The sequence below is a fragment of the Daejeonella sp. H1SJ63 genome (genome assembly GCF_029360775.1).
Lineage (GTDB): Bacteria > Bacteroidota > Bacteroidia > Sphingobacteriales > Sphingobacteriaceae > Daejeonella.
In genome coordinates, this window is sequence record NZ_JARKMZ010000001.1 from 72,464 (window position 1) to 96,906 (window position 24,443).

The following is a 24,443-nucleotide window of genomic DNA, read 5'->3' on the forward strand; positions in this document are numbered from 1 at the left end:
TGATAGTCTGACAAAAACATGAGATAGGTCACCTTTTAAGCTCCCCGGGTATTGATACTGATTCATTTCAGAAGACTAATATCAAAATTCGAATTTCGGCGCAAAAATACTGATATTTAAATAGAAATGCTATGTGTACTCTGAATTAGCGGGTATTTTTTCAGAGTGTTTTAAAGCCAAATCCTTGTTCATTAAGAACAGTTAAAACTACAGGCAGAGTATGCTCCAGTCGGCCATAGGCTTTTTCACTATCATGAAATACGATGATAGAGCCATTTTTTGCATTTTTCAGGACATTTTGAATGCATTTTTCAGGGCTTATATTTTGGTCCCAATCACCGCTGAGAACATCCCACATAATAATTTCAGTTGCAGGATATAATGCTTTTATAATCTTAATCTGAGATTTTTTTATTCTTCCATAGGGCGGTCTGAACAATCTGCTTCCTGTTAGTTCAGCACATTCTTCAAAATTTTTCAGGTATTCTTTATTATCTGTTTTCCAGCCTTTCAGATGATTGTAGGTGTGATTTCCAACAGTATGACCTTCGGCCTCAAGCAAAGAAAAAATATCAGGATGCTTTCTTACATTGTCGCCTATACAGAAAAACGTAGCTTTCGCATTGAATTTTTTAAGTGTATTTAAAACAAAGGGTGTAACAACCGGTATAGGTCCGTCGTCAAATGTCAAATAAATAAATTTTTGCCTGCGATTTTTATGCCAGGTTAGCTTTGGATAAAACCATTGCAGCCAGAAAGGAGATTTAGCCAGGTACAAATGCCGTATAATAATTTATCACGAAGATAAATATGTTATTAATTAATTGGTAGTAATTTTAGACTCAGTATAAAACGAACCAATCTTGTTGAATTGTGTATGAAAAAAATAAACTTTAAGTTCTTTGGCCGGATTAGTATTTTAGGATTAATACTTTCTGCTTCATTTTTTCATTCGCTCTCAGCACAGGAGCGGATTACCTTGAAGAGGGCAACAGAACTGGTGATAGAAAATAATTTACAGATCAAGCAGTCGCAGTTTTCGGAGGCATTATCTGAAGAGAATCTGCAGCAATCGAAGCTGGCTGTCTTCCCTACACTTAATGCCAATACGGGACTTAATTTCAATTTTGGACGAAGTATTGATCCTTTAACCAATCAGTTTATAAATCAGGCAATTACTTCAACCAGTGGTAATGTTTCATCGGTTACTTCCCTGTTTCAGGGCTTTCAGAAGATGAATCAGATATCCCAGAATAAACTTCAGCTGGAGGCGGATAAAAGCAATACACAGAAGATCAAAAATGATCTGGTGCTTGCTGTTGTAACTAATTATTTGTCAGTTTTAAATGCGCTGGATCTTTTAGAAGCTTCGCGTCAGCAACTGGATATTTCAAATCAAAGACGGGATGTAGAACAAAAATTCTTTGATGTGGGGAATAAGACTTTAGCGGATCTTTCACAGGCAAAATCGCAGGTGGCAACGGCAGAACTGAATGTAACCAATGCACGTAATCAGGTAGATCTTGCCTATCTCAATCTTGCACAATTGCTTGAGAGGGATCCCTCTGTTGCATTTGAGGTGGAAAGACCTGAGGTAGAAGACGTATTAAAGTTAAACCCGTCTTATTCAGCCTCTGATGTTTTTAAAATAGCATCTTCCAATTTTCCTGATATTAAACTGGCTGAGTTCAGAAAACAGGTCTCAGAGAAAGGAATAGAAGTTGCACGTGGCGACTATTTCCCAAGGTTAAATCTTCAAACCGGTTTTGGAACCCGTTATTCAAACGGAACTTTTGCAAACAATGGCTTCTCTACCCAGATAAAAGACAATTTCAATCAGTTTATAGGATTCGGATTAAGCATTCCCGTATTTAACGGAATGGCTGCCAGATCATCGGTAAGAAAAGCAAAAATAGGCTTCCAGAATGCAATGCTTAATGAGCAGCTTGCAAAAAATAATTTAAACAAGGTGATCAATCAGGCTGTTTATGATCTGAGGGCTGCAGAAAAGCGTTATGCTTCCACCCGGTCTGCATTTGAATCATCCAAAGAGGCATTTAATGTTATTGAACAGCGTTATGCGGTAGGTTTAGTGAATTCGCTCGACTTTAATCAGGCACAGACCAATCTTAATAAAGCACAGTTTGATCAGATTCAGGCACGTTACGATTTGATATTCAGAAGCAAGGTTATTGACTATTACCTTGGCAATCCAATTACCTTTTAATTAAAATATTCCCCATTATATTTGAATCATGGCAAAGAAAAAAAATACCCTGAAATATGTGCTCATCGGAGCAGGAGTACTCGTTATAGCTGCAGTTGCAGGGAATAAACTAGGCTGGTTTGGGAAGAAGGATATAGTACAGGTAGCAGTAGATAAGGCTGAAAAGCGTACAATTATCGAAACTGTTTCAGCAAGTGGTAAGGTACAGCCCGAAGTGGAGGTCAAACTTAGTGCAGAGGTCTCAGGAGAGGTTGTTGAATTACATGTTAAGGAGGGCGACGTGGTTAAAAAAGGACAGCTTTTGTGTAAGGTGCGTCCGGATGTACTTCAGTCGGGTTATGATCGTGCAGTAGCGTCTTTAAACAGTCAGAAGGCATCTCTTGCTAGTACACAGCAACAATTGAAACAGGTTGAAGCCAGTTTTGCCAATACTGAAGCAAAATATAAGCGTAATCAGGAGCTTTTCAGTAAGAAGGTAATTTCTGCAGCTGAATTTGACGCAGTGAAAGCTGAGTATGAAGCTGCAAAAGCCAGTCTGGGTGCTGCCCGTCAGAATGTTGTTGCTTCACGTTTTGGGGTGGATCAGTCAGGAGCGGTGGTGAAAGAAGCCGGTGCAAACCTTGCTAAAACCACAATTTATGCACCTGTTGAGGGTGTGATCTCTAAATTATCGGTAGAGTTAGGAGATCGTATTCTGGGGACTTCACAAATGGCAGGTACTGAGATTATGCGAATTTCAAACATGAGTGCGATGGAAGTTAGTGTAGATGTAAATGAAAGTGATATCAACAGAGTATCTATAGGTGATAAGGCAGATATTGAGATCGATGCATTCCAGAATCAAAAATTCAAAGGGGAGGTAACTGAAATTGCCAGCTCTTCAAGTATAGTAGGTACATCTACAGACCAGGTTACTAACTTTAGTGTGAAGGTGCGGATTCTTCCTGAGTCATATGCTAAATTGTTACGTGCCGATAGTGCCAATCCTTCGCCTTTCCGCCCCGGATTATCTGCCACAGTAGATATTCAGACTGAACAATTTGAGGGACTGGCAGTTCCGATCCAGTCGGTAACTACCAGAGAGGAGAAAAAGGATGAAAAAGCCGGAGAAAAGGGAGATAAACCTGCATCGTCTGCTGATGAAAAGACTAAACCCAAAGATGCAGCTCCTGTGAGAGAATTCGTATTTGTGCATAACGCCGGAAAGGTTAAACAGGTACAGGTTACAACCGGTATTCAGGATGATACTTATATTCTGATCAAGACAGGATTGAAAGGTGAAGAAGAAGTTGTTTCGCGCCCTTTTACCGCAATATCAAAAACACTGAAGGATGGATCAGCAGTAGAGAAGGTTGATAAAGACAAGCTTTTTAAAGCTGAAAGTAAAGAGTAATTTCTAAGAAATCCTTATCTTGTCCCGATTAATCAGGTTTTCTATCAGATCTGATTAGCCGGGATTTTTTTATGATGTCAGAAATTCAAAATAGTATTGCTGTTGTTGGAGGCGGAAGTTGGGCAACCGCTATTGTTAAGATATTATCAGATAATCTGATCAGTAAGGAGGTTTTCTGGTGGATGCGGAATGCTGAAGCTATTGAACATATCCGCAAGTATAACCACAATCCGCATTATCTGAGTTCCGTAGAAATCAAAGTCCCTGATGCTAATCTGAGTACTGATCTGAAAGAGATAATTTCCAAATCTGATTATATTCTCTTAAATGTTCCCGCTGTCTTTTTAAAGGATGCGCTTAAAGGGATTGACCCCGATGATTTTAAAGGCAAAAAGGTCATTTCTGCAATAAAGGGTATTGTTCCGGATGAAAATACGATCATTGGAGAATTCCTGAATCAGCATTATCATATTCCCTTTGAGGATATTATTGTTGTGAGCGGACCATGCCATGCCGAGGAAGTTGCATTGGAAAAGTTGTCCTATCTGACCATTGCATCTCAGGATGCAGAAACGGCCCGTCATTTTGCCTCTATGTTAAATACCAGATATATTAAAACCAATGTATCTGATGATATTTACGGAACCGAATACGCGGCTGTTTTGAAGAATATTTATGCCGTTGCCAGCGGGATTTGCCGTGGATTGGGCTATGGAGATAATTTTCAGGCAGTTTTGATCTCCAACGCAATTCGGGAAATTGAGGATTTTGTGGGCGCAGTTCATCCAATCGACCGGGATATTAAGGAATCAGCATATCTTGGTGATCTTTTAGTGACCGCATATTCGCAGTTCAGCCGTAACCGCACTTTTGGTACAATGATCGGTAAGGGCTATACCGTTACTTCTGCCCAGCTGGAAATGAATATGGTTGCTGAAGGTTATTATGCGGTTTGCTGTCTTCACCAGATTAACAAAGCATATAAAGTAAACATGCCTATTTGCAGGGCTGTTTATGCAATCCTTTATGAAAGACATTCGCCCCAGATTGAGATGAAACTTCTGTCAGAGCAGTTAACCTGATTGGTTAATTAAGGACATATCAGATGTTTTATTTGTCGGTTATTCTCCATTTTTCTTCAGGAAAATAATTTCCCGTGTTACATGGCCTTCTAAATAAATTGGGGAGGCTCATTGAAAGGCTCTTAAAAGCATCGCGTGTTATTATGGCTGGAATAAAAGCCTTAAGCCTGTAATTCAAGGCTTGATGATAATTTCAGTGATGGCCATGCTCTGGCGTTGACTCTGCTCACAATAATTTACAAATCGAATATACATTCTACAGTCTGTTGGATTTTGTGACTATTAAATTATCTGTTCCGATCTTCCGGTGCACTAAATCCTTAAAGTGCAGGATAACAGGCCATACTTTCTCTGCATATATCATCTACGACTACTTTAAAATTGGTTTGTCGGAAAAGAAGATAGCTGAAAAGTACCAAAGGCAGGATCTATCGCTGCCATCAAAACATACAGCGCCTTAAAAAAATAATTGGCTGATAATGAGTGATTTGAGTCGTTACATCAATTTTTTTTTGAAAAAAAAATTGATGTAACGGTAATGTTATGTTTATATTAGATTAGGATAGTGTAGTTAATACACTAAATGTTTTATCCCGGGTTCAGAAACTTATGGGGTTAATTGCGGTACTGATGTTTTGTAAAAAAGCCTTTAAACCAAATTTTATAAATAATAACAATAATTAAACCAAACTAAAAATGTATGCTAAAAATCCTGTTACTCTTTAAAAACACCGTGTTTTAATCTCATTTACCGTAAATGGATTATTAACAAAAGAAAATTATTAATTAAACCAATCTAACTAACAAATTTAACAAGCAAATTATGATATTTAAAACTTTACTCCTCCAGAAAAGGAAGGTGTGCTTATCAATTTTGTGCATACTAATCTCTTTAACTGCTGTTGCTCAACCAAGAGTTACGGGAAAAGTCATAGGTAGTGATGACAATCAGCCGATAATTGGGGCAACAGTTCATATTAAAGGAAGCAATGTGGGAACAATGACGAACCTGCAGGGTGCTTTCTCCATCAATGCAAAACAAGGCGATATATTGGTAGTGACTTATATCGGCTTCGCTATCAAAGAAGTTTCTGTTACTAATCAGGCTAACTATGATATTATTCTGTCTCCATCGCAAAGCACTTTAGATGAAGTGATTGTAACCGGATATTCTACTGAAAAGAAAAAGGATATTACAGGGTCAGTTTCTATAGTTAATGTGGCTGATATGAAAACCATCCCGACAGGAAGTCCTGAACAAATGTTGCAGGGACGTGCATCCGGACTAAATGTTACTACTTCCGGTGAACCGGGTGGTGGAAGTAATATTCGTATCCGTGGTATTACTTCATTAGGAAATGTTGATCCTTTGGTTATGATTGATGGTGTTCAGGGAAGTTTGCGTAACATCAATGCAAACGATATTGCATCAATTCAGGTATTGAAAGATGCGGGTGCTGCTGCAGTGTATGGTGTACGTGGTGCCAATGGGGTAATTGTTGTTACTACCAAAAAAGGTTCCGGTAAGCCTAACATTACTTATGATGCTTATGCCGGTACTCAGGTACCTTTACAGGGTAATGTATTTAATCTGTTAAATACTCAGGGAATGGCTGATCTTACCTGGTTAGCTTTAAGAAATTCAGGACAGGTTGCCTCAAACGGCAATCCGACACATCCGCAGTATGGTAATGGTGCAAAACCAGTAATTCCGGATTATTTGTTAATTGGCGGTACAAACGGAGTAACAGGACAACCAACAGCTGCTCAGATGGATAGCTATAATGTGGATTACAGCAAGGGAAATATCTATCAGATAATTCCTGCAAATAAGACCGGTACTGACTGGTTTCATGAAATATTCAAACCTGCTCCAATACAACAACATACAGTTACAGCATCAGGTGGAGCCGACAGATCAAACTATCTGTTCTCTTTAGGATCCTTTGATCAGCAGGGAACATTACAGAATACTTACCTGAAAAGATACAGTCTGCGTGCCAACACTACCTTTAATGTTAAAAACAATATCAGGATAGGTGAGAATGCTTATATCTTTTACAGAAATCAAAGGGGAACACCTTCAGGTAATCAGGGTGAAGGAAATCCTATATCAATGTCTTACCGACAGCAGCCAATAATTCCGGTTTTTGATGCAATGGGTAATTATGCCGGAACACGGGCTCAGGGCCTGGGAAATGCACAAAACCCATATGCTATGATTGACCGCGTAGATGGCAATAGAAATAATATCTGGGATATTCAGGGAAATGTATTTGCTGAAATCGATTTTCTGAAGCATTTCACGGCAAAAACTTCCTTTGGGGGTACTCTGGATAATCAGTATAATTTTAGTTTTGGCTACAGAACCTATGAGAATGCAGAAAATAATGCTTCGAATAGTTTCAACGAAAATGCCCAGTACAACAGAAACTGGACCTGGACGAATACCGTCACTTATAACCAGGTATTCGGGAAGCATAGTGTAAGGGTTTTAGCCGGTTTAGAAGCAGTTGAACTATATGGCAGAGGTCTGGCTGGTGGCGCTTTAGGATTATTTACTGATAACCCTAACTTCCGTACATTAAGTAATGGTTCAGGTGGCTTTACCAACTCCAGTTACGTTTACCAGGAAGCATTGTCATCACAGTTTGGTAAAGTTGATTATGCCTATAATGATAAATACTTATTAAGCGCTACTATTCGCAGAGACGGTTCTTCACGTTTCGGACCGGAAAGCAGATGGGGTATTTTCCCTTCTTTCTCTGCAGGATGGAGATTATCAAGTGAAGCATTTTTGAAAAACCAGACCTGGATTGATAACCTTTTAGTAAAAGGCAGCTATGGTATCCTTGGAAATCAGCTGAATGTTAATCCAACCAATGCCTTCAATCAGTTTGGCGGAGGCCCGGGAAATGCATATTATGATATTAATGGTACAAGTACGAGCACTGTTCAGGGTTTCATTGCGTCCAGAATCGGTAATCCAAAAACAAGCTGGGAAGAAGATAAGTTAACTAACTTCGGTATTGACGGTACATTTTTTAACAATAAGATTGATTTCTCTGTAGAGTATTATAAAAAATCAATTGAAGGACTATTATTTGCAGATCAGTCTCCTGCAACAGTTGGTGGTGCAGCTTTACCTGCGGTTAATATCGGGAATATTGAAAACAAAGGTCTTGACTTTTCTACAACCTATCATGGTTCTGTAGGCAGCGACTTGAAATTTGATATTGGTGCGATTGTCACTACTTATAAAAGTAATATTACCGATATCCCCGGCAAATTCTTTGATGCAGGAGCTTCCAGGATTGGTAATTTTGTACGTAATCAGGTAGGTCAGCCTATAGGTGCATTCTTTGGTTATGAGGTTGAAAGACTATTCAGGGATGCTGCTGATGTTACAGGTTCTCCTGTACAGGATGCTGCAGCCCCAGGCCGTTTTAAATACCGTGATGTGAATGGTGATAAGAAGATAAGTGCTGATGACCGTACTTTCTTTGGTGATCCAAATCCGGATTTTACCTACGGACTTAATTTGGGAGCGAACTATAAAGGTTTGGATTTTTCTGCATTCTTATACGGATCCCAGGGTAATGAGGCTATAAACTATGTACGTTACTGGACAGATTTCTATCCTTCATTCCAGGGGGCAAAGAGTCTTGACTTGTTAAACAATTCATGGACCCCGCAAAACCTGAATGCAAAAACCCCTATTGCAGAGAATGCTTCTAATTTCAGTAATAACTCAGTGCCAAACTCATATTATTTAGAGGATGCATCATTCCTGAAATTACGTTCTTTAGTTATCGGTTATACCATTCCTGCTGCCAAGTTAAAAAGATTTGGAATTGACAGAATGCGTGTTTATGTACAGGGTGCTAATCTGTTCACTATTACCAAATACACCGGATTGGATCCTGAATTGATAGGTCTTAATTCCAATGGTACTAATAATAATACTGCCTTTGGTATTGATTACGGTAACTATCCCAACAATCAGAAAAACTATAATTTCGGTGTAAATCTTACTTTTTAAGTTTACTTATAAAATAAAATAAAAGTTTATGAAACGATCATATATAAAAATAATTCTGGTGTTGAGCATTTCCTCAGTGCTGTTTTATGCCTGTAAAAAAGAATTCCTTGAAAGAGCTCCTTTAGGATCTCTGGATCAGGGTAATCTTACGACCTCTGCAGGTGTCAGGGGACTGTTAATCGGAGCTTATTCATTATTGGATGGCTACGGTGGTGCAGGAGGAGGGTTTGCTACAGCAGCGTCCAATTGGGTATTTGGTGGTGTAGCTTCAGATGATGCCTATAAAGGATCTGATCCGGGCGACCAGGCTGATATTGTATCTATTGAAACATACAGCGCAAATGCATCTAATCCATATTTTGAATCAAAATGGCGTCATTTATATGATGCTATCCAGCGTAGCAATGATGTGCTGAGAGTTATGGCCGATGTAAAAGGTATGAGCGATACAGAAAAGAAAGTAGCAGGTGCTGAAGCAAGATTTCTAAGAGCTCATTATCATTTCGAGGCCAAAAGAATGTGGAATATGATACCCTACGTAGATGAAACTATCACTTACGCGAAGGCAAACATCCTGGTGGCTAATGACAAGGATATCTGGCCAAATATTGAAGCAGATCTGAAATTTGCGGTAGCTAATCTGCCTGCTACCCAACCTGCAATTGGCCGGGCAAATAGCTGGGCAGCCAAAGCATACCTGGCAAAGGTTTATTTGTACCAGAAAAAATATGCTGAAGCAAAGACACTATTGGATGATGTTATTACTAATGGAACAACCGCTTCAGGTAAAAAATATGACTTGGTAAATTTCTTTGACAACTTTAATCCGGAGACCAAAAACAGTGTAGAAAGTGTTTTCTCAGCACAAATGTCTGTAAATGACAATTCCGGAGGTAGCAATGGTAACTGGGGAGATGTATTAAATTTCCCTTACAACGGAGGTCCCGGCGGATGCTGCGGTTTCTATCAGCCTTCTCAAAGCCTGGTTAATTCCTACCGCGTTGATACAGATGGCCTCCCATTCCTTGATAATTTCAATAGTGTGGATGTTAAAAATGACCAGGGATTAAAATCTGATGACCCTTTCACCCCGGAAACCGCTCCTTTGGATCCTCGTTTAGACATTACAGTAGGAAGAAGAGGTATCCCTTATCTTGACTGGGGAGTTCATCCGGGAAATAACTGGATACGTGATCAGGCAAATGGCGGACCATATGCTCCGAAAAAAAGTGTTTATGCTAAAAGACAGCAGGGCGCTTTAACTGATAAATCTTTCTGGTCAACAGGTATAACTGCTAATAATTATACGATTATCCGCTTTGCAGATGTATTGTTAATGGCAGCTGAAGCTGAGGTTGAAGTAGGTTCACTGGATAAAGCCAAAGATTTGGTGAACAGGGTTAGACAAAGGGCAGCAGCTCCGGAAGGATGGGTGAAAACTTATGTTGATCCGGCCGCGCCTGAAAAGGGATTTACCAGCACTCCTGCTGCAAATTATAAAATAGGCTTGTACCCTGCATTCCCTGATAAAGTGTATGCACGTAAGGCAGTACGATTTGAGAGAAAATTAGAGTTGGCTATGGAGGGCTCACGTTTCTTCGACCTGGTACGTTATGGTACTGCGGCTGAAGAGCTAAATGCTTATATTGCTGTTGAAAAAAATCGTCGTTCTTATTTGAATAACGCTTCTTTCACTAAGGCGAAGAATGAGTATTTCCCAATTCCACGTAACCAGATTGATTTAAGTAAAGGAACACTGAAACAAAATCCGGGATACTAACAAAAATTAATTATACTCTTAAAAGGGCAGAGATTTCTGCCCTTTTTTAATTTTATATCAGAGTTTAGTATTTACTATTAATTATGATCAGAATCATTTTTTATTCAGTTCTTTTACTAATTTTTTCGTCCTGTAAAAACTCAGGCCCATTATTCGAAAAAATTAATTCCAACACAAGCGGTATTCATTTTGAAAATACTATAAATGAAACCGATTCCATAAATGTACTTGATTTTGCAAATGTTTATAATGGCGGGGGGGTCGGTATTGGTGATTTTAATAAAGATGGATTACAGGATATCTATTTTACCGGAAATATGGTAAGTAATAAATTATACCTGAACAAAGGAGATTTCGCTTTTGAGGATATTACAGACAAGGCTAAGGTAAACGGGCTGGGAAGATGGGGAAGGGGGGTTTCTGTAGTGGATATTAATAACGACGGATGGGATGACTTATATATTTGCGCATCAATAAAGAAAAAGGCCAAAGAGAGAGAGAACTTATTGTATGTTAATCAGGGTTTGAATAAGGATGGGATTCCAAGTTTTAAAGAGATGGGAGCTGAATATGGATTGAATGATACCACACATTCAACCATGGCAAATTTTTTTGATTATGATAATGATGGTGATCTGGATGTTTTTATAGTTGTCAATGAAATTATAGATGGCGATTTTCCCAATAGGTTTCGGCCACGTTTGTTAAATGGAGAACATCCAAGCACAGACAGATTATACCGGAATGATCCGGACGAAAAGCTGGGGCATCCCTTTTTTACTGATGTTTCAAGACAGGCAGGGATATTAATTGAAGGATATGGACATAATGCTTCTGTTGCAGATATAAATCAGGATGGATGGAAAGATATTTATGTTTCCAACGACTATCTTTCTAATAATGTTTTATATATCAATAACCGGGATGGAACATTTACCGATAAGGTAACATCCTATTTTAAGCATGCAGCTGCTAATGCTATGGGTACTGATATAATTGATATTAATAATGATGGTCTTGATGATCTGGTGGAGCTGGATATGAGTCCTGAAGATAATTACCGGAAAAAGATGATGACGAATGGGAATAACTACCAAACCTATCAAAACATCGAATACTTAAATTATCAATACCAATATGTTAGAAACATGCTTCAGGTTAATCAGGGGCCGAGGATTAATCAGAATGATTCTATAGGGGATCCGATTTTTAGCGAGCAATCATTTTTTGCCGGAGTGGCTGAAACTGACTGGAGCTGGGCGCCTGTAGTAATGGATTTTGACAACGACGGATTTCGTGATATTGTTATTACTAACGGTTTTCCAAAAGATGTTACTGATCATGATTTCATCACTTTTCGGAATACGGCTTATTCCATCGCCACCAAGGCAGAGTTATTAGCACAAATTCCCGCAGTCAAAATTCCTAATTATGCTTTCCATAATAATGGTAATCTATCATTTACAAAGGTGTCTAAAGATTGGGGATTTGATACCCCCTCTTTTTCAAACGGAGCTGTATATGCAGATTTGGATAATGATGGGGATATGGATTTGGTGATGAATAATATTAATGATAAGGCCTTTTTATACCGTAATAATACGAAACAGGAAAGTAAAGAAGCATATCATTATCTGCAGATCAAATTTGTGGGCGATAGCCTGAATAGAACCGGAATTGGTGCCCGGGCAGAATTGCATTATAATCAGGGCAGGCAGCAAGTTTTTGAAAATACCCCATACCGGGGTTATTTATCATCCATGCAAAATATTGCTCATTTTGGATTAGGGAATATTGCCTCCATTGATTCAGTGATAATCAAATGGCCAAATGGAAAATTACAATTGTTGAAAAATGTAAAGACAGATCAATTATTAACTGTTGAAATCACCAGCGCAAGGGAAGTATATTCATCTCAAAATGAAAAGTTCGCAAAGAATAATTTGTTTCGTGAAGTGAGCGATTCTGTGAATATACATTATCAGCAGGAAGAGAAGGATTTTGTGGATTTTAATATTCAAAAATTATTGCCGCATAAATTTTCTGAATACGGGCCTGCTTTAGCAGCCGGAGATGTTGATGGAAACGGACTCGATGACATCATTAGCGGAGGGTCTTTTTCATTTAGTGCCCAGCTATTTTTACAACAGGAAAATGGTCGCTTTATTCAAAAAAGCTTGATACCTGATGCAGATATAAATACTAAAAGATGGGAGGATACGGGAGTTTTGCTTTTTGATGCTGATGGGGATGGTGATCTGGATTTATATTCTGCCAGTGGTGGTTTTGAAAATGAAAGAAATACCATGGTATATCAGGATAAACTATTTATTAACGACGGAAAGGGAAACTTTAAAATAGATTTACCGGCATTACCTCAGAATTTCACCAGTAAATTTTGCGTCAGGGCAAGCGACTATGACAAAGATGGTGATCTTGATTTGTTTGTGGCCGGCAGGGTAGACCCCTGGAATTATCCCAGGCCGGTTTCCAGCTTTATCTTTAGAAATGACAGCCGCAAAGGGAAGGCTAAATTCACAGATGTTACCCAAACCATTGCGAAAGATCTTATAAATGCCGGACTCGTTTGTGACGCTGTTTTTACTGATTTTGACAATGATGGCTGGCAGGATCTGATATTAGCAGGAGAGTGGATGCCTGTTACCTTTTTAAAGAATGAAAAAGGGTTGTTTAAAAATGTAAGTTCAGCCTCTGGAATTAACGATAAGGTGGGCTGGTGGAATACAATTGCTCCGGGTGACTTTGATAATGATGGAGATATCGATTATGTTATTGGCAACCAGGGTAAAAATTCATTTTATAAAGGGAACGATAAATATCCTGTCTTTATTACAGCTGATGACTTTGATAAGAATGGAAGTTATGATGCCATACCTTCTTTATTTCTGCCTGATCAGAATGACGAACTGAAAGAATTTCCAGCTCAGACCAGAGAGGATATGGTAAAGCAAATGATCAGCATGCGGTCTAAATTTCAAAATTACAACTCCTTTGCTGTTGCCACAATGGATGAAGTGCTGCCTGAAATTCAAAGAAAAGGTGCATTAAGGCTAAGAGCGAATTATCTTCTCTCAAGCTTTATTCGAAACGATGGCAAAGGAAAATTTACGATCAGTCCATTGCCTTCGCAAGCTCAGGTCTCTGTATTGAATGGAATCACGGTGGATGATTTTAATGGAGATGGTAATTTAGACCTTGTGATCAATGGAAATGATTATGGTACGGAAGTATCAGTAGGAAGATATGATGCATTGAATGGTTTATTTCTTAAAGGTAATGGCAAAGGCGGTTTTGAAGCTGAAACTATCCTGCAAAGTGGTATATTCATTCCAGGCAACGGGAAAGCACTGATTAAACTAAGAAGTAAATACGGTAATTGCTTACTGGCAGCCAGTCAGAACAGGGGGGCTTTGAAGATATTTCAATTAAAGCGGGCTATAAATCTTGTTCCGGTTTTAGCTGGTGATATGAGTGCCGTCATTAAATATAAGAATGGTAAGCGCAGACGTGAAGAAATATATTATGGTTCGTCCTTTCTATCCCAGTCAGCCAGATTCTTAAATATCGATAATAATATTTCCAGCGTACAGTTAACAAATTATAAAGGGTCAAGTAGAAATTTACAATTGAAATAATAATGGAATATAATTTAAAAAGGCTAGTATATGCAGGAATTTGCATTATGGCTTTATTTACTGCTTGTAATAAAAAGGAAGAAGGCAGATTATCAGATGCTGAAATATTACACCAAAATCAGGATCAGCTTACAGAAGTAATCATATATGATGTTTTTACTCCCCCGGTGGCCAGCCGGATATACGCTTATTCTTCACTTGCTTCGTATGAAGCAATGCGTTTTGCAAAACCCGGTTCTCCATCAATTGTCTTAAAACTAAATGGCTTTAAAGCGTTGCCTGAACCCGAAAAAGATAAAAATTATAACTTTACCTTAGCCGCTACCAAAGCGTTTTTTACAGTAGTTCATAAGGTTGTATTTTCAATTGATTCTTTAAAAGGTTATGAAGCGAGGGTTTTCGGCCAGTTTAAAAAATCTTTACCCAAAGAAACTTTTGAAAGGTCAGTTGCCTTTGGTGATTCTATCGGTAAAGGGGTTTTAGCAATAGCAGCAGTTGATGGATATTTCAAAAGCAGAGGCAAAGCTAAATTTTTGGGGAATCAGAATCCGGGTCAATGGCGTCCTACCCCTCCCGATTATATGGATGGTGTAGAATGGTGCTGGGGGACTATGAAGCCATTCCTGCTGGATTCGGCCTCTTTATCTGCAAATCTGCCAGCTCCTCCTAAATATGATCTGGATACCAATAGTGTTTATTATAAGGAAGTGACCGGATTGTATAAGCTTACAAAAAATTTGACACAGGAACAAAAAGATATAGCACGTTACTGGGATGATAATCCTTTTGTAATGGAACATTCAGGTCATATGATGTTCGCAAATAAAAAAATCACCCCTGGAGGCCATTGGATGGGCATTGCAGCAATTGCTTCCCGGCAAACGAATGCTGATGCGGTAAAAACAGCAAAAGCTTATGCTGCTACTGCGGTTGCTTTGTATGATGCTTTTATATCCTGTTGGAATTTAAAATATAAGTATAATACGGTTAGGCCTGTTACAGTTATCAATGAGAAGATTGATAATAACTGGATGCCAATGCTTCAAACTCCGCCTTTTCCTGAATACCCCAGCGGTCATAGTACAATAACAAGAGCAGCTGCAGAGGTGTTAACTAAGATGTTTGGAGAAAATTTCGCCTTTGAAGATACAAGTGATCTTAAATATATTGGCATGAAGCGAAACTTCAAATCATTTATAGAAGCCGCAGATGAAGCCTCTATAAGCAGGGTTTACGGAGGAATTCATTATCGGTTTAGTGTAGATGAGGGTGCAGAAATAGGTAGTAAAATAGGAAAAACGGTTGTTAATAAATTAGACCTGTAAGTTTTTTGAGGTTTAATAGTATATTCTGTTTTGTCACTTTATAAATTAACGTCTGCAGATGTTTTTATCCTGCAGATACTTAATCACGTTATTATTATTATTATTAAAATGTTTAAATCAAGTTTCATAATTCGTTTATTTTTTGGATTTGTCCTGTCCGGATTAATTTTAGTTCAGGAGCTTAGTGCTCAGGTGACTCCTGTGAATAAAATTCCTGAATTTACATTCTCTACCCTGAATGGGCAATCATTCACAAGAAATGAACTGAAAAAAAACAAAAAACTGGTTATCGTTTTCTTTGATATTACCTGTGATCATTGCCAAATTGAACTCGCAGCAATAGGTGATCATATCAATGAATTTAAAAATGCAGAATTTTATCTTGTTTCTTTAAATCAAGTGGCTGGGATCAGAACATTCATGAGCACTTATGGAAGGAAGCTGAATGGAAGAAGCAATGTAACTGTGCTCCGTGATTTTCAAAATCAGTTTATTACCCGGTTTACACCTGTTCAATATCCGGCACTATATGTATTTGGGCAGGACTTTCGTTTGATAAAATATTTTGGACAAAACAGTAATGTGAAGGAAATAATCAGCACCGTCAATAAAATCTAAACGGATCTGTTCGGTACTATTCCTTGTTTCAGGACGGGACAAACAAAAAGAAAAGGCTCCTCAGGAGCCTTTTCTTTTTAGAATTTTAGAATATTTAACTTAGCTGCGTCTGCGTCTTTCGCCGCCTTCGCGACGACCGGCACTGCTGCTTCCTCCACGATCTTCACGGCGTTTGCCTGAAAAATCACGGAATCCACCGCCACTGCTACCGCCTTCGCGACGTCCGCTTGCACCTTCACGGCGTCCGCCACCGCTGCCGCCACGATAGCCACCGCCTTCACGACGACCACCACCGCTTCCGCCGCGGTAAGAACCACGGTCACTGCTTCCGCCTTCGCGGTCGCCGGCTAACTCAATGCGTACACTTCTGCCCTGAAAATCAACAGATTTGAATCCTTCGATTACCTGATTTACTGCAGATTCTTCAACTTCAAAGAAGGTGAAAACACCTTTCAGGTCAATCTTGCCAACACTCTTTCCGCTGATCTTGGTATTATTGCAGATGAATCCAAGCATATCTCCACGGGTGAAATCATCCACAGAACCAAGGTTCATGAACAGACGGGTATAACCCGGACTGGTACTTGATCTGAATGCACGATCAGGGCGTTCACCGCGCTCAAAGCTGCGTTCATCACCCGAAACATTCAGATCAGGTGCTTTTGAATAATATTCAAGGAAACGGTTAAACTCAAGAGATGCAAAGCGTTTAATAATATCTTCTTTTGAAAGATCCTTAAACTCTTCCATAATACGTGGAATGTACTGCTCAATTTGCTCTTCATTCACTTCAACATTATGAACTTTGTGAACCAGTGCAAACAGCTGCTTCTCACATACATCAAATCCGTTTGGAATCTCTGCCTTGGTGAATTGCTTGCCGATTACACGTTCAATTTGACGGATCTTACCAAGTTCTTTTGAATTAATGATCGCGATAGATACACCTGTTTTACCGGCACGGGCTGTACGTCCGCTTCGGTGGGTGTAATTTTCGATCTCATCAGGAAGAGAATAGTTAATTACGTGTGTAACGTCATTCACATCGATTCCTCTTGCCGCCACATCAGTTGCAATAAGCAATTGAAGACTGCGGTCGCGGTAACGCTTCATTACTTTGTCGCGTTGCTGCTGAGAAAGATCTCCGTGAAGTGCATCTGCATTATAACCATCCTTAATTAAAGCCTCAGCAATTTCCTGGGTTTCAATTTTAGTACGGCAGAATACGATACCAAAGATCTCAGGATTGAAATCTACGATTCGCTTAAATGCGGCGTATTTATCACGTGCCTTTACAATATAATACTCGTGTTCGATATTAGCATTGCCGGTATTTTTGGTACCCATGGTCAGCTCGAAAGGATCTGTCATGTATTTTTTTGCAATGCGGCGAACCTCTGAAGGCATGGTTGCAGAGAACAACCAGGTCTTTTTATCGTCAGGTGTTGTTGATAAAATACTGTCGATGTCTTCCTGAAAGCCCATGTTCAGCATCTCATCAGCTTCGTCAAGTACTACATATTGTACCTGAGAAAAGTCAATTGCCTTACGGTTAATAATATCAAGCATACGGCCTGGAGTGGCCACTACGATCTGCACACCACGCTTGATCTGGCGTAACTGATCTGAAATATTTGCTCCTCCATAAACTGCCACAACATTTACGTTGCGCATGTTTTTGGAATAATTCTTTAAGTCGCTGGTGATCTGTAAACAAAGTTCACGGGTTGGACATAGAATAAGAGCTTGTGGATAATTTTCTTCGAAATCCAATAATTCTAATAATGGAAGGCCGAAGGCTGCCGTTTTACCGGTTCCTGTTTGAGCTAATCCGACAAAATCGTTGCTGCCTGAAAGTAATACCGGGATAGATTGTTCCTGGATTGGTGTGGGATTTTCGAATCCCAGCTCAGTAATGGCATTAACAATATCATGACGGATACCCAAGTTACTAAATGGGTTCATGATAATTTTTATTGCTTATCAGCCTTATTGCCGAAAGCGCCGCAAAGGTACGTTTTTTTAAATTAAAAATAGTATTCAGATTGGGATTTGAAGCTAAGACGGGAATATTTAATTAGAAAAGCGGGCTTCGAACTGCCTCCCGGACCTGCTGCACAGGATTATCCGCTTCATTTATTTTATTGAAATCTTTTACTTATTTATTTTATTTCTAATTTACTTGTGATGAGGAGTTTAATAATTGTATTTTCAGAAATTGGGATTTAAGTCAAAGGTCGTTTGAGATATGTATAATTCGGCAGATTATTTAATTAAGTTATGGGACTTTTCCTGATTTCAGGCTCTCTTTATTAGGGCTTAAATAATTAAATTTATGAAAAGACTGGTTTTCCTCCTTCTTGGGTTTCTAATTGCAGGATTTAATGGTGCTTTAGCCCAGCAAGAGAGTAAATTATATGGAATTATCATCAGCGGCGGGCATCTGATCGACCCCGGAAATCAGATCGATGCACCGATGGATATTGCTATTAATGATGGGAAAATCGCCCTCATTGCTAAATATATTAATCCCGAAAAGGCCACTCAGGTGGTGGATGCCAAAGGGATGTACATTTCTCCGGGTTTAATCGATATTCATTCACGCCTGGGATCAAATCTTCCTGATGGTTATACCCTGCGGGTGGGTGTTACCACAATTGTTGATGCAGGAGATGCTGACCGGAATACTTTTAAAGACTTCAAAAAAAATATCATAGACCGATCTGTAACACGGGTATTGTCATTTCTGAATATTGAAGGTGCTAATTACAGTGGCGGAACAAATGAGAAGAATTCAGGAGATAAAATCGCTGCAGAATCTGCTCAGCTGGCGCTGCTTCACAAGAAGGATATAGTTGGATTTAAAGTTGATTTTGTGGGTCCGGACTGGTCTGCTGTTGATCGTGGTGTAGAAGCCGGAAATATGGCCAAAATGCCGATCATGCTGGATGGAGGAAGAAATCATCCGCATCCTTCTTTGTCAGATCTTTTTACTAAACACATGCGCAAAGGGGATATTTACACGCATACCTATACAATTATTGAAGATTTTAATGCCCGCGACCGTATTGTTGATCAGCAAACGGAAAAAATTAACCCTGCGTTTTTAGAGGCACAGAAGAAGGGGATTGTTTTTGATGTTGGCCATGGTTCAGCTTTTCGCTATTCAAATGCTATTCCGGCAATGAAGCAGGGTTTTTGGCCCAATACCATTAGCACAGATATTTCGATGGGCAGCGTAAATGCTTTTATGAAAGACATGATGAATGTTATGTCTAAATTTCTGAACATGGGAATGAGTCTTAAAGATGTTATCAAAGCCAGTACCTGGGCTCCTGCTCAGGCCATCAGAAGAGAGGAACTTGGACATTTATCTCCTGGAGCTATCGCTGATCTCACCGTCTTTAGCCTGCGCAAAGGCAAATTTGGCTTTTATGAAACTGCCGGATACAAGATGGAGGGCGATCAAAAGTTTGAATGCGAGATGACCATTAAAGACGGCAGGATTGTATACGATTTGAATGGTATTGCAAAACCGTTAAATAATTTTTTCCGTGAAGGAAATCAGTTCCGACAATAAAACCAACACACATATCTATGAAAATGAATCATTTTTTTTACTGCTTACTTTTTTCAATCCTCTTGTCCTCCGGAGGGGCTTTTGCTCAAAAGATTGATATTCTGCTTAAAGGCGGTCATGTTATCGATCCCAAAAACAATATTAATTCGGTGATGGATGTTGCTATCTCAGAGGGTAAGATCCTTCGTGTTGCTCCACAGATAGATGCGGCAAATGCAGCAAAAGTGGTTGATGTCAAAGGGATGTACATAAGCCCCGGACTGATTGATCTTCACGTGCATGTATTTGCCGGCAATAAAATCAGCCAGAAGTATATGGACGGTCCAAACTCACTTCCCCCTGATGGATTTACTTTCAGGGCAGGCGTTACCACAGTTGTGGATGCGGGAAGTGCAGGCTGGAAAAGCTTTCCGCTATTCAAAAAGAATGTTATTGACATCGCCAAAACCAGAGTTCTGGCATTTTTGAATATTGTTGGTGATGGAATGGGAGAGTTTGAACAGGATACTTTGGATATGGACCCTAAAATGGCGGCTGCTTCAGCTATTTTCTACAAACAGCATATTGTTGGCTTTAAGGTAGCACATTATAACGGGGTACAATGGATTCCGGTTGATAATTCTGTTGAAGCAGGTCGTCTGGCTAAGATGCCTGTAATGATCGACTGGCGGGGGCTTCCACCGGTTAATTCTCTTGAAGCATTATTATTAAAGCATCTCCGTCCGGGTGATATCCTTACTCATATGTATCATGCAGGGAAGGGTGCAGGTGCAGGCAGTCCGATGTACAAAGAATCTGTTGTTGATCTCAGCGGAAATGTTAAACCCTATGTTTTTCAGGCTCAGAAAAGAGGGATCATTTTCGATGTTGGACACGGAGGTAACGGGTTTGTATTTGGTCAGGCAATTCCGTCAATGAAACAGGGCTTTGTTCCGAACACCATCAGCTCTGACCTGCATATCGGGAATATGAATGCAGGTATGAAGGATATGGCAAATATCATGTCCAAGTTTCTGAATATGGGGATGTCGGTACAGGATGTAATTACCAAGTCCACATGGATTCCTGCACAGAGTATTCACAGGCCTGAGCTCGGCAATTTAAGTGCGGGTACAGAAGCGGATATCGCAGTTTTTAATATTAGAAATGGTGATTTTGGATATATTGATTCTCACGGAGGAAAGTTTAAAGGGACTAAAAAACTGGAGGCAGAACTAACTATCAGAGCCGGAAAAGTAGTCTGGGATCTGAATGGTATTGCTGCTGATTCTTACGATCAGGCAGTTAAAAAATAATTTATTACATCAACTACCAGAAAAACATGAAACGCAGAGATATTTTAAAAGGCCTGACATTGCTTCCCTTTGCAGGTAGCACTTCAGCCATGGAAGTCAGGGTGCCGCAAAACAGCAATGGATTTACCTTTTTATCGGATGTATCCAGAACATCTGATACTGAGCTTGCTGACAGGGGGAGAAAAATTCTTAAATCTATTGGAGTTGAACCCTTTGTCAATTGCAAGGGGACCAATACTATTATGGGAGGTTCTGTTGCAAGAACAGAGGTTAGACTGGCAATGGAAGCCGTAGCAACACTTAATGTTCAGATGGATGAACTTGTTGAGGGTGTGGGTAAACGTCTTTCTGAATTAACCGGCGCAGAATGGGGTTTGGTTACTGCCGGTGCTGCAGCTGGTATTAAGTTGTGTACCATTGCCTGTATGACAGGAGGTAACCCTGAGAAACTGGTCAGAATACCGAATTTAAACGGATTTGAAAAAACAGAGGTGATTATCCCGGCAGGCATGAGGACGGTTTATGATCAGTCGGTTAGAACTACCGGAGCTACAATTATTACAGTTGAGAATGAAGACGATCTAAGAAAAAAAATCGGACCCAAAACAGCAATGATCTATGTTGAAGCGGAGAAAGAAAATTTTATGTCGCTGGAGACCATCGTAAAAATTGCAAAACCATTGAAAGTTCCTGTATTTGTTGATGCTGCTGCACATATCCTTACCTTCCCGAATGTTCATTTAGCTAAAGGAGCCGATATTGTTGCTTTCAGTGGTGGTAAAGGATTAAAGGCTCCGGGCAGTTCCGGATTGTTACTGGGACGAAAGGATATATTAATGTCTGCATGGCAGGCTGCCGCTCCGCATCATGGTCCGGGTCGGGATAATAAGGTTGGACGTGAGGAACATATCGGGATGCTGGCAGCAGTTGAGCGATGGATCGAGATGGATCATCAGAAAGAAATGCAAACCTGGGTGAGCTGGCTTGAAAATATCGGAAAGGAGGCTTCTGCAGTAAAAGGAGTTACTTATCGTATCAGAATGCCTGATCCGAAGCTGGTACATCACGTTACCCCTTATTTGTTCATTACCTGGGATCCGGCAAAATTGAATGTTACCGGACAGGAAATATCCGAAGAATTGGGTAATACTTATCCAAGAGTTGGGGTAGCTATTTACAGAGATGAACCGGGAGTTACAGGAATTAGTTTGGTTGGATACATGATGGTGCCGGGTGATGATAAACTTGCAGCATCGAGAATCAGGGAAGTACTGTCTAAGAAAAGAGAAGCCAAACCGGTTATTCCATTAAAGTCGCCGGCTATAAATATGACCGGACACTGGGATATGGATATTGAATTCTATAACAGCTCAGAAAAGCATCTTTTATTTATTGATACTCAGGATGGAAATTATTTTTCCGGAATTTATAAGTCCCGGTTTTCTGATCGTGTGATAAACGGAACAATAGATGGAGATCTCATTCATATGCAAAGTACCTGGGTTGTTCCCGGTGATCGGATTCAAACTACTTTCCGCGGCACAGTAAGCGGAGAAAATGTATCAGGCGATGTTGATATGAATGAATTCCTTTCAGCAAAGTTCAGCATCAAACGCAACCGTTCAGCAATTGTAAAACAAAAGATAGTTTTTCCAAAAGGAAGACCTCAGGGGGGCAATTTTTTAATTTAAAATTCAGGAAGTTTTAATAGAGCAGTAGTTTACCTGATCTGTAGCAGCAGCTCATCATATATCCAAATATTCAATGAAACGCAGAAATCTAATAAAAGGACTGGCACTTCTACCTGTTGCCGGTTCAGTATTTTCAAATAACAGCCTTAATGCTGCAGTTCCGGAAAGCTCAGCAGAAGCGTTTGTTCCGGCAGCAAATGCAGATCCCAAAGCCATCTCTACGGTTTCATCTTTTATGAACGAATCGAATATTTTTCGTTCGATCGGAGTGGAGCCGGTAATCAATTGTATGGGTACATTCACCATCATAGGTGGTTCCCTCGAGCGTTCCGCAGTTCGTGTTGCAATGGAAGCTGCAGCACATAATTTCGTTCAGTATGATGAACTTGCCGATGGAATCGGTCAGCGTCTTGCAGATCTGACCGGAGCAGAATGGGGAATGGTTTCTGCAGGATGCGCTGCAGGGCTAAAACATATTACCGCTGCATGTGTTACGGGTGGTAATCCTGAAAAGTTAATTCGCATACCTGATTTGACGGGTTTTGATAAGAACGAGGTCATAATTCCGAGTTTCTCAAGAAATGCATATGATCATGCAATCAGGAATATTGGCGTAAAAATTATTAGTGTTAATACGCCTGAAGAGCTTGAAAAAGCGATTAATCCGCGTACAGCTATGATCTATATCCGATCCACAGATAGTGCAACCTTTACCGGAGAGCCTTTTTCGCTGGAGGTGATATCTTCTATTGCCAAACCGCGACAAGTTCCTGTGCTGGTAGATGCAGCGGCAGAAAACCTGACTTTGCCTCCTGTACATCTTAAGCGTGGGGCAACCATTGTAGCCTACAGCGGAGGCAAAGCGATATGTGGTCCGCAATGTGCCGGACTCATGCTTGGGGATAAGGCGATACTGAAATCTGCATGGCAGTCAAGTTCTCCTCATCACGGGCCGGGTCGTGATAATAAGGTAGGCAGAGAAGAAATGGTAGGGATGATGGCGGCAGTAGAGGATTGGGTTAAGCGTGATCATGATGCCGACTGGAAAAGGTGGCTTTCCTGGCTTGCTACAATTCAAAAAAGACTGGCTCCGGTTGACGGATTGAAAATGGAAGTAATTGAAAGGACTTTACTGGACAATAAAACTCCGGTTTTGAAGCTTAGCTGGAATCCTGATAAACTGCATATCAGTGCTTTTGAAGTGGCAGAAGAACTTGGAAGAAATAAACCAAGAATTGCTGTTTGGGCAGAGGATCCTCAAAATGAAGACAGTTTTTTCAATATCACAACAGGTCAGATGCAGGCGGGTGAGGAAAAAATTGTTGCTGAAAGGGTTTATGCCATATTTTCAAAAAAGCGCAGTCCGAAACCTGAGACAATGACGGCTCCGGCAGCTGATCTTTCAGGTAAGTGGGATGTTAGTATGCAGTTTTTTAGTAGTATAAGTCAGCATACATTTAATATTGCACAGGATGGAAACTGGCTTAACGGGACTTATCAGGCTGAATTTCAATCCGGAAATCTTACCGGAACCATTGAAGGTGATCAGGTCAAAATTCAATGTTCAATGCGAATCGTGGGTGATCATCTGATTTATTTATTCTCAGGGAAGTTGAACGCTGATACCATGTCGGGCGATATACACCTTGGTGAATATCGTACGGCGAAGTTTACTGCAAAACGTAACACTGGCAAAGCTCCGAGAAGAAAAGTAAATATTCCTGCAGGTCCGCCATTGGCTACCTGATCCCTCC

Annotated in this window: 14 protein-coding genes; 12 read left to right on the forward strand and 2 right to left on the reverse strand. The window is 39.9% G+C overall.

Going from position 1 to position 24,443, the window contains the following annotated elements:
- Positions 1-160 precede the first annotated feature (160 nt).
- Positions 161-778: a polysaccharide deacetylase family protein gene (locus P2W72_RS00370; RefSeq protein ID WP_276358851.1), complete on the reverse strand. Its 618-nt coding sequence runs from the start codon at positions 776-778 to the stop codon at positions 161-163.
- 99 nt (positions 779-877) lie between these two features.
- Here P2W72_RS00370 and P2W72_RS00375 point away from each other — a divergent pair, with 99 nt between their 5' ends.
- From P2W72_RS00375 to P2W72_RS00410, 8 genes are all read left to right on the forward strand, one after another.
- Positions 878-2,227, forward strand: a complete 1,350-nt coding sequence (locus tag P2W72_RS00375) for a TolC family protein (RefSeq protein ID WP_276358853.1) — start codon at positions 878-880, stop codon at positions 2,225-2,227.
- A 28-nt stretch (positions 2,228-2,255) separates the two neighbouring features.
- Positions 2,256-3,620: an efflux RND transporter periplasmic adaptor subunit gene (locus P2W72_RS00380; RefSeq protein WP_276358854.1), complete on the forward strand. Its 1,365-nt coding sequence runs from the start codon at positions 2,256-2,258 to the stop codon at positions 3,618-3,620.
- Positions 3,621-3,691: 71 nt separating this feature from the next.
- Positions 3,692-4,702 carry an NAD(P)H-dependent glycerol-3-phosphate dehydrogenase gene (locus tag P2W72_RS00385; RefSeq protein ID WP_276358855.1) on the forward strand — a complete coding sequence of 337 codons (1,011 nt, stop codon included), beginning with the start codon at positions 3,692-3,694 and terminating at the stop codon, positions 4,700-4,702.
- 874 nt (positions 4,703-5,576) lie between these two features.
- Positions 5,577-8,744 (forward strand): TonB-dependent receptor, encoded by a 3,168-nt coding sequence (locus P2W72_RS00390; protein ID WP_276358857.1) that lies wholly within the window; start codon positions 5,577-5,579, stop codon positions 8,742-8,744.
- A 28-nt stretch (positions 8,745-8,772) separates the two neighbouring features.
- Positions 8,773-10,524 (forward strand): RagB/SusD family nutrient uptake outer membrane protein, encoded by a 1,752-nt coding sequence (locus P2W72_RS00395; RefSeq protein ID WP_276358858.1) that lies wholly within the window; start codon positions 8,773-8,775, stop codon positions 10,522-10,524.
- A gap of 83 nt (positions 10,525-10,607) precedes the next feature.
- Complete coding sequence (locus P2W72_RS00400) at positions 10,608-14,180, forward strand: VCBS repeat-containing protein (protein ID WP_276358859.1); 3,573 nt, start codon at positions 10,608-10,610, stop codon at positions 14,178-14,180.
- 47 nt (positions 14,181-14,227) lie between these two features.
- Entirely contained in the window at positions 14,228-15,505 is a 1,278-nt protein-coding gene (locus tag P2W72_RS00405) for a vanadium-dependent haloperoxidase (protein WP_276358860.1), read from the forward strand.
- A 108-nt stretch (positions 15,506-15,613) separates the two neighbouring features.
- Positions 15,614-16,123, forward strand: a complete 510-nt coding sequence (locus P2W72_RS00410) for a redoxin domain-containing protein (protein ID WP_276358861.1) — start codon at positions 15,614-15,616, stop codon at positions 16,121-16,123.
- Between the two features lie 99 nt (positions 16,124-16,222).
- On the opposite strand, the gene P2W72_RS00415 is transcribed toward P2W72_RS00410, so the two are convergent.
- Positions 16,223-18,088: a DEAD/DEAH box helicase gene (locus P2W72_RS00415; RefSeq protein ID WP_276358862.1), complete on the reverse strand. Its 1,866-nt coding sequence runs from the start codon at positions 18,086-18,088 to the stop codon at positions 16,223-16,225.
- 370 nt (positions 18,089-18,458) lie between these two features.
- On the opposite strand from P2W72_RS00415, the gene P2W72_RS00420 reads away from it, so the two are divergent.
- The 4 genes from P2W72_RS00420 to P2W72_RS00435 all read left to right on the forward strand — a co-directional run bounded on the left by P2W72_RS00420 (position 18,459) and on the right by P2W72_RS00435 (position 24,436).
- Positions 18,459-19,703 (forward strand): amidohydrolase/deacetylase family metallohydrolase, encoded by a 1,245-nt coding sequence (locus P2W72_RS00420; protein WP_276358863.1) that lies wholly within the window; start codon positions 18,459-18,461, stop codon positions 19,701-19,703.
- A 17-nt stretch (positions 19,704-19,720) separates the two neighbouring features.
- The gene (locus P2W72_RS00425) at positions 19,721-20,998 is read left to right on the forward strand and encodes an amidohydrolase/deacetylase family metallohydrolase (RefSeq protein WP_276358864.1); all 1,278 of its coding nucleotides are present in this window, start codon (positions 19,721-19,723) and stop codon (positions 20,996-20,998) included.
- Positions 20,999-21,024: 26 nt separating this feature from the next.
- On the forward strand, positions 21,025-22,689 hold the full coding sequence (locus P2W72_RS00430; RefSeq protein ID WP_276358866.1) for an aminotransferase class V-fold PLP-dependent enzyme: 1,665 nt from the start codon (positions 21,025-21,027) through the stop codon (positions 22,687-22,689).
- Between the two features lie 73 nt (positions 22,690-22,762).
- Complete coding sequence (locus P2W72_RS00435) at positions 22,763-24,436, forward strand: aminotransferase class V-fold PLP-dependent enzyme (protein ID WP_276358867.1); 1,674 nt, start codon at positions 22,763-22,765, stop codon at positions 24,434-24,436.
- The last annotated feature ends 7 nt before the right edge of the window (positions 24,437-24,443 follow it).

Bases quoted from the DNA above. Each gene is read 5' to 3' on its own strand.
- P2W72_RS00385 (WP_276358855.1), top strand. From the start codon at position 3,692: ATGATGTCAGAAATTCAAAATAGTATTGCTGTTGTTGGAGGCGGAAGT.
- P2W72_RS00430 (WP_276358866.1), top strand. From the start codon at position 21,025: ATGAAACGCAGAGATATTTTAAAAGGCCTGACATTGCTTCCCTTTGCA.
- P2W72_RS00380 (WP_276358854.1), top strand. From the start codon at position 2,256: ATGGCAAAGAAAAAAAATACCCTGAAATATGTGCTCATCGGAGCAGGA.
- P2W72_RS00400 (WP_276358859.1), top strand. From the start codon at position 10,608: ATGATCAGAATCATTTTTTATTCAGTTCTTTTACTAATTTTTTCGTCC.
- P2W72_RS00410 (WP_276358861.1), top strand. From the start codon at position 15,614: ATGTTTAAATCAAGTTTCATAATTCGTTTATTTTTTGGATTTGTCCTG.
- P2W72_RS00405 (WP_276358860.1), top strand. From the start codon at position 14,228: ATGGCTTTATTTACTGCTTGTAATAAAAAGGAAGAAGGCAGATTATCA.
- P2W72_RS00415 (WP_276358862.1), bottom strand. From the start codon at position 18,088: ATGAACCCATTTAGTAACTTGGGTATCCGTCATGATATTGTTAATGCC.
- P2W72_RS00375 (WP_276358853.1), top strand. From the start codon at position 878: ATGAAAAAAATAAACTTTAAGTTCTTTGGCCGGATTAGTATTTTAGGA.
- P2W72_RS00425 (WP_276358864.1), top strand. From the start codon at position 19,721: ATGAAAATGAATCATTTTTTTTACTGCTTACTTTTTTCAATCCTCTTG.
- P2W72_RS00395 (WP_276358858.1), top strand. From the start codon at position 8,773: ATGAAACGATCATATATAAAAATAATTCTGGTGTTGAGCATTTCCTCA.
- P2W72_RS00435 (WP_276358867.1), top strand. From the start codon at position 22,763: ATGAAACGCAGAAATCTAATAAAAGGACTGGCACTTCTACCTGTTGCC.
- P2W72_RS00420 (WP_276358863.1), top strand. From the start codon at position 18,459: ATGAAAAGACTGGTTTTCCTCCTTCTTGGGTTTCTAATTGCAGGATTT.